Annotated in this window: 8 protein-coding genes and 1 pseudogene; 7 read left to right on the forward strand and 2 right to left on the reverse strand. The window is 72.6% G+C overall.

Annotated features, from left to right (window positions below; translation table 11 throughout):
* Positions 1-24 precede the first annotated feature (24 nt).
* Entirely contained in the window at positions 25-1,344 is a 1,320-nt protein-coding gene (gene hmgA / locus ACFWM7_RS01815) for a homogentisate 1,2-dioxygenase (protein ID WP_383253835.1), read from the reverse strand.
* Positions 1,345-1,535: 191 nt separating this feature from the next.
* Here hmgA and ACFWM7_RS01820 point away from each other — a divergent pair, with 191 nt between their 5' ends.
* From ACFWM7_RS01820 to ACFWM7_RS01850, 7 genes and pseudogenes are all read left to right on the forward strand, one after another.
* Positions 1,536-2,162 carry a TetR family transcriptional regulator gene (locus tag ACFWM7_RS01820; protein ID WP_383253837.1) on the forward strand — a complete coding sequence of 209 codons (627 nt, stop codon included), beginning with the start codon at positions 1,536-1,538 and terminating at the stop codon, positions 2,160-2,162.
* A gap of 336 nt (positions 2,163-2,498) precedes the next feature.
* Positions 2,499-4,703, forward strand: coding sequence for a molybdopterin-dependent oxidoreductase (locus ACFWM7_RS01825; protein WP_383253840.1), 2,205 nt, complete (start codon positions 2,499-2,501; stop codon positions 4,701-4,703).
* Between the two features lie 139 nt (positions 4,704-4,842).
* Positions 4,843-6,282 (forward strand): CitMHS family transporter, encoded by a 1,440-nt coding sequence (locus tag ACFWM7_RS01830; RefSeq protein WP_383253842.1) that lies wholly within the window; start codon positions 4,843-4,845, stop codon positions 6,280-6,282.
* Positions 6,282-7,616, forward strand: a complete 1,335-nt coding sequence (locus tag ACFWM7_RS01835; protein ID WP_383253844.1) for an MFS transporter — start codon at positions 6,282-6,284, stop codon at positions 7,614-7,616. The genes ACFWM7_RS01830 and ACFWM7_RS01835 overlap by 1 nt, the downstream gene beginning before the upstream one ends.
* A gap of 42 nt (positions 7,617-7,658) precedes the next feature.
* Positions 7,659-8,210 (forward strand): annotated as a pseudogene (locus ACFWM7_RS01840) (transposase); the annotation flags it as partial.
* Positions 8,211-8,550: 340 nt separating this feature from the next.
* Entirely contained in the window at positions 8,551-9,945 is a 1,395-nt protein-coding gene (locus tag ACFWM7_RS01845; protein WP_383253846.1) for an aldehyde dehydrogenase family protein, read from the forward strand.
* A gap of 55 nt (positions 9,946-10,000) precedes the next feature.
* Positions 10,001-11,080: a Zn-dependent alcohol dehydrogenase gene (locus tag ACFWM7_RS01850; RefSeq protein WP_383253848.1), complete on the forward strand. Its 1,080-nt coding sequence runs from the start codon at positions 10,001-10,003 to the stop codon at positions 11,078-11,080.
* Here ACFWM7_RS01850 and ACFWM7_RS01855 read toward each other — a convergent pair.
* On the reverse strand, positions 11,077-12,039 hold the full coding sequence (locus ACFWM7_RS01855; protein ID WP_383253850.1) for a DMT family transporter: 963 nt from the start codon (positions 12,037-12,039) through the stop codon (positions 11,077-11,079). The two genes, ACFWM7_RS01850 and ACFWM7_RS01855, sit on opposite strands and share 4 nt — an antisense overlap.
* Positions 12,040-12,126: the final 87 nt, after the last annotated feature.

The following is a 12,126-nucleotide window of genomic DNA, read 5'->3' on the forward strand; positions in this document are numbered from 1 at the left end:
TCCGGGCTTCCCCGCGCCCGCCGGCTACGGCCGGAAGTTGCGGCTCAGACCCTGCCATACGTCGTCGTAGCCGCGCTGCAGATGATCGGCGGTCGCCGCCTGCTCGGTCGCCGTCACCGGCCAGCGGGTCTCGAACATGAAGGCCAGACCGTCGTCGATCTTCTGCGGCTTCAGCTCCGCCGCGCTCGCCCGGTCGAAGGTCTCCCGGTCCGGTCCGTGCGCCGACATCATGTTGTGCAGGGAGCCGCCGCCCGGGACGAAGCCGTCCGCCTTCGCGTCGTACGCCCCGTCGATCAGGCCCATGTACTCGCTCATCACATTGCGGTGGAAGTACGGCGGGCGGAAGGTGTCCTCGCCGACCAGCCAGCGCGGGGCGAAGACGACGAAGTCCACGCCGGCCAGCCCCGGGGTGTCGGACGGCGAGGTCAGCACCGTGAAGATCGACGGGTCGGGGTGGTCGTAGCTGATGGTGCCGATCACATTGAACCGGCGCAGGTCGTAGACGTACGGGGTGTGGTTGCCGTGCCAGGCCACCACGTCGAGCGGCGAGTGGTCGTACGTCGCCGACCAGAGGTTCCCGCAGAACTTGTTGACCACCTCCACCGGGCCCTCGTGGTCCTCGTACGCGGCGACGGGGGCGAGGAAATCCCGGGCGTTCGCCAGGCCGTTGGCGCCGATCGGGCCGAGGTCGGGCAGCGCGAAGGGGCGGCCGTGGTTCTCGCAGACGTAACCGCGCGCGGTCTCCTCCAGCAGCTCCACCCGAAAGCGGACCCCGCGCGGGATCAGCGCGATGTGGCCCGGTTCGACGTGCAGCACGCCCATCTCGGTGCGGAGCAGCAGTCCGCCGCGCTCGGGGACGATCAGCAGCTCGCCGTCGGAGTCGCTGAACACACGATCCGTCATCGAGGAGTTGGCGTGGTAGAGGTGGATCGCCATCCCGGCGCGCTGGGCGGCGTCGCCGTTGCCGCCGAGCGTCCACAGGCCGCTCAGGAAGTCCGTGCCGGGCGCGGGGTCGGGCAGCGGGTTCCAGCGGAGCCGGTTCGGGTCCGGCACGGTCTCGGTGAACGGGGCCGAGCGCAGATTGCCGTTGCCGGTCCGGGTGAACTCCGGGTGGGCGGCCGAGGGACGGATTCGGTAGAGCCAGGAACGGCGGTTGTCCGCGCGCGGCTCGGTGAAGGCGGAGCCGCTCAGCTGCTCCGCGTACAGCCCGAGGGGGGCGCGCTGGGGGGAGTTGCGGCCGTGCGGGAGCGCCCCCGGCACCGCCTCCGAGCTGTGCTCGTTGCCGAAGCCGGAGGAGTACGTCAGCCCCTCGGCCGTCTTCCTCGCCTGGTCGATCGCGCTCATCCCGCACTCCCGGTGCCCAAGAAAGCCCTCGGACCCGCCGGACGACGAATCCTATGCACCACCGTAGGAATAGGAGCGGGGCACGTCAACGGCACACATCGGGCCATACGGTGCGTGTGCGGTGTCCCGTGGGGCGGGGGGCCTCGGGGCGGGTGCCTCTGGTGTCCACCCCGGGCGCAGGGCACGGCATCATGGGCCGCGTGTCTCAGCCCCATGTCACCCCGAACCTCCGCCGCGCCCCCGTGCAGCAGCGCAGCGCCGACCGGCTGGCCCGGATACTCGACTCCTGCGCCGGCCTGCTGGACGAGACCGGGTACGAGCAGCTCACCACCCGGGCCGTCGCCGAGCGCGCCGAGGTGCCCATCGGCTCCGTCTACCGGTTCTTCTCCAACAAGCGCGCGCTCGTCGACGCCCTCGCGCTGCGCAACCTGGACACCTACGCCGACCGCATCACCGCCCGGCTCGCGGACCTCCCCGCCGCCGACTGGCGGGCCGCCATCGACGCGGTGCTCGACGAGTACCTGGCGATGAAGCGGAGCGTGCCCGGCTTCGCGCTCGTCGACTTCGGGCCGCCGTTCCCCGCCGAGGGCGCGGCGGACGACGCCAATCGGCGGCTGGCGGACCGGCTCGCCGCGCTGCTCGCCGGCCACCTCGGCCGCCGGCCCGACCAGGCGCTGTCCCGGGCGATCCTGGTGAGCGTCGAGGCCGCCGACGCGCTGCTCCAGCTCGCTTTCCGTACGGAGCCCTCGGGGGATGCGGCCATCGTCGCCGAGACCCGGACCCTGGTGAGGTCCTACCTCGCGCACACGCTCGACTGAGCGCCGGCCCTCTTGGCCGGGGTGCTCCATCTACGGCGTCGGCCCTTTCTGCCGGGGCGCTGCGTCTACGGCGTCGGCCCTCTGTCGGGGGCGCTCCGTCTGCTGCGCCGGCTCCCTTCGCCGGGTATGCGCCTTCCGCGCCCGCTACCTTCGCCGGGTATGCGCCTTCCGCGCCCGCTCCCTGCGCCCGAAGCCACCCGGCTTCGCCCCCGTACGACACCTCCCCACCGTGCGTACCGGTCGGTATGCTCGCCCGTGCCGGGGCTTCCGGGGCTCCCATGCCCCGGCCCGGTCCATGTCCGCGTGCCGTCGCCGCAGCCGCCCCGGGGAGGGCCCATGTCCCACGACTACCGCACCGCACCGCGCATCTGCCCCCTCTGCGAGGCCACCTGCGGCCTCACCCTCACCATCGAGGGGACCACCGTCACCGGTGCGCGCGGCGACCGCGACGACATCTTCAGCCGGGGGTTCATCTGCCCCAAGGGCGCCTCCTTCGGCGGGCTCGACGCCGACCCCGACCGACTGCGCGTCCCCCTTGTGCGCGGCGACGACGGGGAGCTGCACGAAGCCACGTGGGAGGCGGCGTTCGACCTGATCGCCGCCCGGATACCGGACCTGGTGAAAGCCCACGGCCCGCAGTCCGTCGGCGCGGTCCTCGGCAATCCCAACGTGCACACGATGGCGGGCTCCCTCTACCCGCCCCTGCTGCTCGCCGCCCTGCGCACCCGCAACGTGTTCACCGCCAGCACCCTGGACCAGATGCCCAAGCACGTCTCCAGCGGCCTCCTCTTCGGTGACGCGCACGCCATCCCCGTACCGGACCTCGACCGCACCGACCACCTCCTCCTGATCGGCGCCAACCCGCTGGAGTCCAACGGCAGCCTCTGCACCGCCCCCGACTTCCCCGGCCGGCTCAAGGCCCTGCGCCGGCGCGGCGGCACCCTCACCGTCATCGACCCGCGCCGCACCCGCACCGCCCGCCTCGCCGACCGGCACGTCGCGATCCGGCCCGGCGCGGACGCCCTGCTGCTGGCCGCCCTCGCGCACACCCTCATCGAGGAGAAGCTCGCCGACCCCGGGCCGCTCGCCGAGCACCTGGAGGGACTCGACGAACTCGTCGCCGCCCTGGCGGACTTCACCCCGGACGCGGTCGCCGCCGCCTGCGACGTGGAGGCGACCACCATCACCGCCATCGCCCGCGAACTCGCCGCCGCCCCCACCGCCGCCGTATACGGGCGCATCGGCAGCTGCACCGTCGAGCACGGCACCCTGGCCAGCTGGCTGGTGGACGTCCTCAACATCCTCACCGGCAACCTCGACCGGCCCGGCGGCGCACTCTTCCCGCTCTCCGCCACCGCGCGCGCACCCCGCCCCGCCGAACCCGGGACGCGCAGTGCCGCCCCCGGCAAGGGCTTCGCCCTCGGCCGCTGGTCGAGCCGGGTCTCCGGGCACCCCGAGGCCAAGGGCGAACTGCCCATCGCCGCCCTCGCCGAGGAGATCGACACCCCGGGCGAGGGCCGCATCCGCGCCCTGGTGATCGTCGCGGCCAACCCCGTGCTCTCCGCGCCCGACGGCGACCGGCTCGACGCGGCCCTCGCCGACGGGCTCGACTTCATGGTCAGCGTCGACCCGTACCTCAACGAGACCTCCCGCCACGCCGACGTCGTCCTGCCCCCGCCGCCGCCCTCGCAGAGCGCCCACTTCGACTTCGCGTTCAACAGCTTCGCCGTGCACAACCAGGTCCGCTACACCCGTGCCGCCATCCCCCTGGAGGACGGGCGGATGGACGAGAGCGAGATCCACGCCCGGCTGATCCTCGCGGTCAGCGGTATGCACGGCGCACCGCCCTCCGCCGTCGACGACCTGGCCGTCGACACCGCCCTCACCCGGGCCGGGGCGCCGAAGGAGCTGGCCGCCGAACTCACCGGCGTGAGCGGCCCCGAACGGCGACTGGACCTGATGCTGCGCCTCGGCCCGTACAAGCTGACGCTGGAGCAAGTCCTCGCCCACCCGCACGGCATCGACCTCGGCCCGCTGAAACCCCGCCTCACCGAGGTCCTGCGCACCCGCTCCGGCCGCGTCGAACTGCTCCCGGAACCGATCGCCGCCGATCTACCGCGCCTGCGCCGGGCGCTGGGCGCCCGGCCTGCCCCGCTCGTCCTCGTCGGCCGCCGCCATCTGCGCTCCAACAACAGCTGGATGCACAACGTCGGCTCGCTCACCGGCGGCTCCAACGTCTGCACCCTCCAGGTCCACCCCGACGACGCGGCCCGCCTCGGGGTCGTGGACGGGGCCACCGTCCGGATCGAGTCGTCGGGCGGCGGCATCGAGGCCCCCGCCGAGATCACCGACACCGTGCGCAGCGGGGTGGTGAGCCTCCCGCACGGCTGGGGCCACAGCCGCCCCGGCACCCGTATGTCGGTCGCCGCCGCCCGCCCCGGGGCGAACGTGAACCAGCTGCTCGACGGCACGCTCCTCGACCCGCTGTCCGGCACCGCCGTCCTGAACGCCATTCCTGTCTCCGTCACCCCAGCTCATTAGCACCACCGCGTTGACCTGGGGTTTTGCTCGTATTGCTCACGCGTCAACGTCTTGTTAACTCTTCGAGGAGGCCCCTAACGTCATCCGGACCGACCGCCGAGACCGGTGGGAGTTCAAGGATGAACGTTAGGTATCCCCCATGCTGACAATCCTCGGCTTCGCCATGATCGCGACCTTCCTGGTCCTGATCATGACGAAGAAGATGTCGCCGATCGCGGCGCTGGTACTGATCCCCGCACTGTTCTGTGTGGCCGTCGGGCAGGGCGCCCAGCTCGGCGACTACGTGATCGAAGGCGTCGGCAACCTCGCCCCCACCGCCGCCATGCTGATGTTCGCCATCGTCTACTTCGGTGTGATGATCGACGTCGGCCTGTTCGACCCGATCGTCCGGGGCATCCTGAAGTTCTGCCAGGCCGACCCGATGCGCATCGTCGTCGGTACGGCGGTGCTCGCCGCGATCGTCTCGCTGGACGGCGACGGTTCCACCACCTTCATGATCACCGTCTCGGCGATGTATCCGCTCTACAAACGCCTGAAAATGAGCCTGGTCGTGATGACCGGCGTCGCGGCCACCGCCAACGGCGTCATGAACACCCTGCCCTGGGGCGGCCCCACCGCCCGCGCCGCCACCGCCCTCAAGCTGGACGCCTCCGAGATCTTCGTACCCATGATCCCGGCGCTCGCCATGGGCTTGCTCGCCGTGTTCGTGCTGGCGTACGTGCTCGGCATCCGGGAGCGCAAGCGCCTGGGGATGCTCACCCTCGACGAGGCGCTGGCCCGGGAGCCGCAGCCGGAGCCGGAGACCGTGTCGGCCGGCACCGGCGGAACCGGCGGCAAGGACCGCCTCCGCAAGGGGACCGCCGCATCCGGCTCCGCGAGCGGTACGGGAACCGAGAGCTCCGCCGGTGGTGCAGAGGGCGCGGACGGCGACGACGATTTCCAGGGCCTCGATCCCAACCGGCCCACGCTCCGCCCGAAGCTCTACTGGTTCAACGCCGGACTCACCGCCGCCCTGCTGACGGCGATGATCATGGAGCTGCTGCCGATCCCGGTGCTCTTCCTCCTCGGCGCGGCCCTCGCGCTCACCGTCAACTTCCCCCACATGCCCGACCAGCGGGCCCGGATCGCCGCCCACGCCGACAACGTGCTCAACGTCTCCGGCATGGTCTTCGCCGCCGCCGTCTTCACCGGCGTTCTCACCGGCACCGGCATGGTCGAGCACATGGCCGACTGGGTCGTCGGCACGGTCCCCGACGCGATGGGCCCGCACATGGACATCGTCACCGGCCTGCTCAGCCTGCCGCTCACCTACTTCATGTCCAACGACGGCTTCTACTTCGGCGTCCTCCCCGTCCTCGCAGAGGCGGGCGCGGCCCACGGCGTCTCGCCGGTGGAGATCGCCCGCGCCTCCCTGGCCGGTCAGGCTCTGCACATGTCCTCGCCTCTCGTGCCCGCCGTGTACGTCCTTGTCGGCATGGCGAAGGTCGAGTTCGGCGACCACACCCGCTTCACCGTCAAGTGGGCCGTGCTCACCTCGCTCGTGGTGCTCGCGGCGGGCATCCTCTTCGGCATCATGTGATGACCGACCGACCGCGATCCGGGCCCGGCAGGGGCTGGCTGCTGCGCCTCGTCATCGCCTTCGCGTTCGCGCAGGGGGCCGTGTCGATGGCGCGGCCCGCCGTCTCCTACCGGGCCCTCGCGCTGGGCGCGGACGAGGCGGCCATCGGCGTCATCGCCGGGGTGTACGCCCTGCTCCCGCTGTTCGTCGCCGTGCCGCTCGGCCGCCGCACCGACCACGGCCGGTGCGCGCCCCTGCTGCCGCTCGGCGTGCTCCTGATCTCCGGCGGCTGCGCGCTCAGCGGCCTCGTCTCCTCGCTGCCCGCGATGGCCGCCTGGAGCGGGGTGATGGGGCTCGGCCACCTGTGCTTCGTGATCGGCGCGCAGTCGATCGTGGCCCGGCAGTCCGCACCCCACGAACAGGACCGCAACTTCGGGCACTTCACCATCGGGGCCTCGCTCGGCCAGCTCATCGGCCCGATCGCCGCGGGCGCGCTCATCTCCGGACAGGGCGGAGCCCTCGGCCGTACGAGCGCGCTGGCGCTCCTCGTCTCGGCCGGGGTCTGCGCGGTCGCCCTCACCTCGCTCTGGCGCATCGAGCACCGCCGGGCGGCCGGCTCCGGGGCGCGGACCGGCGGCAAGGTTCCGGTCCGGACGATCCTCGGCGCGCGCGGTGTCCCCGCGGGCATCCTGATCAGCATGGCGGTGCTGTCCGCCACCGACATCCTCACCGCCTACCTTCCGGTCGTCGGCGAGCACCGCTCCATCGCGCCCGCCACCGTGGGGCTGCTGCTGAGCCTGCGGGCCGCCGCCACGATCGCCTGCCGGCTGGTGATGACCCCGCTGCTGCGGCTGCTCGGCCGGCGGGCCCTGCTGACCACCAGTTGCCTGCTCGCCGGGCTCCTCTGCGCGGGCGTCGCGCTGCCCGTCTCCGTCCCTGTCCTCGCCGTCATGCTGGCCGTGCTCGGCTTCTGCCTCGGCGTCGGCCAGCCGCTGTCCATGACCACCGTGGTCCGGGCCGCCCCCGACGGGGCCCGGTCCACCGCGCTCGCCCTCCGGCTGACCGGCAACCGGCTCGGCCAGGTCGCGGCCCCCGCCGCGGCGGGCCTGATCGCGGGCGCGGTGGGGGTGGCGGCCCCGTTCGTCCTGCTCGGCGTGGGGCTGCTGGGCGCGGCGGGACTCGGCCTGCGCGGCGAGGGCCGTACGGGCTCCGCCCCCGCGTCGGAGCCGGACGATGCGGGCGCCGCCCCCGCCCCGGAACCGGGCGTTGCCGGGCCCGCCCCCGTACCGGCGCCGGCACCGGCAGACGCGGGGCCTGCCCCCGTACCGGCAACGGACGACACGAGGCGCACGTAGTAACACGTAGTAGAGGGTGTCGGGCGGGTCGTAGACGCGACCGCCTTGGAGGCGGCCCAGGCCCAGCAGACCGCGCTGCCCGGCGAGGCCGTCGCCGCACAGATCGTCGCCGACCCGGCCGCGCAGATCCTGGCCCTGGACGACCGGCTGAAGCGGATCGACAAGCAGATCCGCGAGACGTTCCGCAGCCACCCGCAGTCGGAAATCATCGAGTCCCTGCCCGGCATGGGCCCGATACTCGGTGCCGAGTTCGTGGTCGCCGCCGGGGACCTCGCGGCCTACGCGGACGCCGGCCATCTGGCCTCGGCGGCAGGACTGGTGCCCGTCCCGCGCGACTCCGGCCGCCGCACCGGCAACCTGCACCGGCCCAAGCGCTACAGCCGCCGTCTGCGCCGGGTGTTCTACATGTCCGCGCAGACCAGCATCATCCGCGAAGGACCGAACCGGGACTTCTACCTCAAGAAGCGCGGCGAGGACTGCAAACACGTCCAGGCCGTCATCGCCCTCGCCCGCCGACGGGCCGGCGTGTTGTGGGCCCTGCTGCGTGACGGACGGGTGTTCACCCCCGTCCCGCCGGTCACGCAGGCGGCTTGACTCCATCATTGAGACTCCTCGATGGATGATCTTCGACGATCCGGATGCGCGGGGATGATCCGGATGCGCGGGACTCGCCCCGGTCCTGTCCCAGTCCTGCCCCGCCACCGGCCGTCGGGACAAGGGCTCATGCCGTTCCGGCAAGTCGGGCCGGAGCGCGGGTGGCCGGACCGGGAAGCGGGTAGAGGCCCGGGGGCGTACGCGTCCGGCGTGACAGGCGTCTCGGGAGACTCCCTGGCGCCGAAAAACTAACGGCGCTAGTTTGGGCGGGTGCGACGTGTGCCCCGCACCCGCCGCACGGCTTCGGCGCTCCGTACAGCACGTCCGGGAGGAAACAGCCATGAAGGCCCATGACGAGATGTACATCGACGGTGCGTGGCGGCCCGCCGTAGGCCGGGACACGATCGCGGTCGTGAACCCGGCCGACGAGCAGGTCATCGCCCACGTACCGGCGGGGACGGCCGAGGACGTCGACGCGGCGGTGCGGGCCGCGCGCGCCGCCTTCCCCGCCTGGGCCGCGACGCCGCCCGCCGAGCGCGCCGCCCGGCTCACCGCGCTGGCCGACGCCCTGGCCGCCCGCAAGGACGTGCTGGCCGAGACGATCACGGCGGAGCTGGGCTCGCCCCTGCCGCTGTCGCAGATGGTCCACGCGGGCGTGCCCGTGCTGGTGGCCGCCTCGTACGCCGAACTGGCCGCCCGCCACACGTTCGAGGAGCGGATCGGCAACTCCACCGTGCTGCTGGAACCGGTCGGCGTGGTCGGTGCGATCACCCCCTGGAACTACCCGCTCCATCAGATCGTCGCCAAGGTCGCCCCCGCCCTCGCCGCGGGCTGCACCGTCGTCCTCAAGCCCGCCGAGGACACCCCGCTCACCGCCCAGCTCTTCGCCGAGGCCACCGAGGCGGCCGGTCTGCCGCCCGGGGTCTTCAACCTCGTCACCGGCCTCGGACCGGTCGCCGGACAGGCGCTCGCCGCGCACGAGGACGTCGACCTGGTCTCGTTCACCGGCTCCACCGCCGTGGGCAAGCAGATCGGCGCGACCGCCGGGGCCGCGATCAAGCGCGTCGCACTCGAACTGGGCGGCAAGTCCGCCAACGTCATCCTGCCCGGCGCGGACCTCGCCAAGGCGGTCAACGTCGGCATCGCCAACGTGATGACCAACTCCGGCCAGACGTGCAGCGCCTGGACCCGGATGCTGGTGGACGCCGAGCGGTACGACGAGGCCGTGGAACTCGTGGCGAACGCGGTGACCAAGTACGTGGCCGGGGAGCGGGTCGGCCCGCTCGTCAACGCCAAGCAGCAGGACCGGGTGCGCGGTTACATCACCAAGGGCGTCGAGGAGGGCGCCCGGCTGATCGCGGGCGGCCCGGACGCCCCGCTGGACACCGGCTTCTACGTCAGCCCGACCGTCTTCGCCGACGTCACCCCGGACATGACGATCGCCCAGGAGGAGATCTTCGGCCCGGTGGTCTCGATCCTCCGCTACGAGGACGTGGACGACGCGCTCCGCATCGCCAACGACACGGTGTACGGGCTCGCGGGAGCCGTGTGGGCCGCGGACGACGAGGAAGCGGTGGCCTTCGCCCGCCGGATGGACACCGGACAGGTCGACATCAACGGCGGACGGTTCAACCCGATGGCCCCGTTCGGCGGTTACAAGCAGTCGGGGGTCGGACGCGAGCTGGGCCCGCACGGTCTGGCGGAGTACCTCCAGACCAAGTCGCTCCAGTTCTGACCCCTGTAACCCTTTCCTCGTAACTCGTAACTCGTAACTCGTAAGGAGCCTGTTCGTGGTCCGCGCCGCCGTACTGCCCGCCGTCGGAGCTCCGCTGGAGATCACCGACATCGTCCTTCCGGAGCCCGGCCCCGGCCAGGTGCGCGTCGGGCTCGCCGCCGCCGGGGTCTGCCACTCCGACCTGTCCCTGTCCAACGGCACCATGCGCGTCCCGGTGCCCGCCGTTCTCGGCCACGAGGGAGCGGGTACGGTCCTGGCGGTCGGTGAGGGCGTCACGCATGTCGCGCCCGGCGACGGCGTGGTCCTCAACTGGGCCCCCTCGTGCGGGGCCTGTTTCCACTGCGGGATCGGCGAGGTGTGGCTCTGCGCCGACGCCCTGAAGGGGACGTCCAACCTCCACGCCCGTACGGCGGACGGCACCGACCTTCACCCCGGCCTCAACGTCGCGGCCTTCGCCGAGGAGACCGTCGTCGCCGCCAACTGTGTCCTCCCCGCCCCCGAAGGCATCCCGCTCACCGACGCCGCCCTCCTCGGCTGCGCGGTCCTCACCGGCTACGGGGCGGTCCACCACAGCGCCCGGGTCCGCGAGGGCGAGAGCGTCGTCGTCTTCGGCATCGGCGGCGTCGGCCTCGCCGTGCTCCAGGCCGCCCGGATCGCGGGCGCGTCCCGGATCATCGCGGTCGACGTCTCCCCGGCCAAGGAGGAGCTGGCCCGGCAGGCCGGGGCCACCGACTACGTCATCGCCTCCGCCACCACCCCGCGCGAGATCCGCAAGCTCACCGGCGGCCAGGGCACCGACGTCGCGGTCGAGTGCGTCGGCCGGCCCGCGACCATCCGGGCCGCCTGGGAATCCACCCGGCGCGGCGGCCGTACGACGGTCGTCGGGATCGGCGGCAAGGACCAGGAAGTCACCTTCAACGCCCTGGAGATCTTCCACTGGGGCCGGTCCCTGACGGGCTGCGTCTACGGCAACAGCGACCCGGCCCGCGACCTGCCCGCCCTCGCCGACCACATCCGCGCGGGCCGCTTCGACCTGTCGATGATGGTCACCGAGCACATCGCCCTGGACGGTATCCCGGCCGCCTTCGACAACATGATCGCGGGCAAGGGCGGCCGGGCGCTGGTCGTCTTCTAGGGCGCGTCCGAACGGGCGGCCACATCTGCCGGGGCCGGGTTCTCGCGCGCGGGCCCGGTCCGCCGGCGGCTCCGGGACACCGCCACCCCGGCCAGGCAGAGCAGCCCGCCGAGGACGCCGAGCGGGGTCGGCACCTCGTCGAGCAGCACCCACGCCATGAGCACCACGATCGCCGGGACCGCGTACGTGGTGGCGCCCATCCGGCCCGCCGTCGTCCGGGCCAGGGCGTAGCCCCAGGTGGTGAAGGCCAGGGCGGTAGGGAAGACGCCCAGGTAGATCATGTTCAGTGTGGCGGCCATCGGCGCGTCGGCCACCTCGGAGATCAGCACCCCGGTGAACGGCAGGCAGGCGACGGCGCCGATCAGGCAGCCGAAGGTGTTGATCTGGAGCGAGGAGCCGTACGCGAGCGCCGGTTTCTGGCTCACCACGCCCAGCGCGTACACCACCGCGGCCAGCAGGCAGAGTGCCACGCCCAGCACGGACGAGCTGCCGTGCCCGGACATCGCGAGGCCGACGACGACCGCACCGGAGAAGGAGATGCCCATGCCCAGGAGCAGGCGCCGGGGCAGCCCCTCGCCGAGCATCCGGGCGCCCATCAGGGCCATCAGGATCGGCCCGATGTTCACGAGCATCGCCGCCGTGCCGGCGTCGACCTCCTGCTCACCCCAGTTGAGCGCGACCATGTAGAGCCCGAACCAGAGCACCCCCGACGTGACGATCCCGCGCCAGGCCCCGCGCCCCGGAAGCCCTTCCCCGCGTACGAGGAGGATCGCGCCGAGCACCAGTACGCCCGCCAGCAGCCGCCCCAGGGCCAGCGCGCCGGGGGAGTAGGCCTCGCCCGCACTGCGGATGGAGACGAAGGCGGAGGCCCACAGCACGACGGTGGTGCAGGCGGCGGCGGTGGCCCGCCAGCGGTGGGCCGACGGGGAGGCCGGAAGCGGTGTCGGGGTCGTCGTCATGGCCACGACCGTAAAGCCGAAAAGCTTCGGCCCCCACCGAATTGTCAATCCCCGTCAACCGGCGACCCGCTTCCAGCCCGTGCTCCC

This window comes from Streptomyces sp. NPDC058375, from assembly GCF_042723425.1.
Taxonomy (GTDB): domain Bacteria; phylum Actinomycetota; class Actinomycetes; order Streptomycetales; family Streptomycetaceae; genus Streptomyces; species Streptomyces durocortorensis.

Excerpts from the sequence above, each read along its gene's own strand:
- hmgA (WP_383253835.1), bottom strand. The coding sequence starts at position 1,344 with ATGAGCGCGATCGACCAGGCGAGGAAGACGGCCGAGGGGCTGACGTAC.
- ACFWM7_RS01820 (WP_383253837.1), top strand. The coding sequence starts at position 1,536 with ATGGGCCGCGTGTCTCAGCCCCATGTCACCCCGAACCTCCGCCGCGCC.
- ACFWM7_RS01825 (WP_383253840.1), top strand. The coding sequence starts at position 2,499 with ATGTCCCACGACTACCGCACCGCACCGCGCATCTGCCCCCTCTGCGAG.
- ACFWM7_RS01830 (WP_383253842.1), top strand. The coding sequence starts at position 4,843 with ATGCTGACAATCCTCGGCTTCGCCATGATCGCGACCTTCCTGGTCCTG.
- ACFWM7_RS01835 (WP_383253844.1), top strand. The coding sequence starts at position 6,282 with ATGACCGACCGACCGCGATCCGGGCCCGGCAGGGGCTGGCTGCTGCGC.
- ACFWM7_RS01845 (WP_383253846.1), top strand. The coding sequence starts at position 8,551 with ATGAAGGCCCATGACGAGATGTACATCGACGGTGCGTGGCGGCCCGCC.
- ACFWM7_RS01855 (WP_383253850.1), bottom strand. The coding sequence starts at position 12,039 with ATGACGACGACCCCGACACCGCTTCCGGCCTCCCCGTCGGCCCACCGC.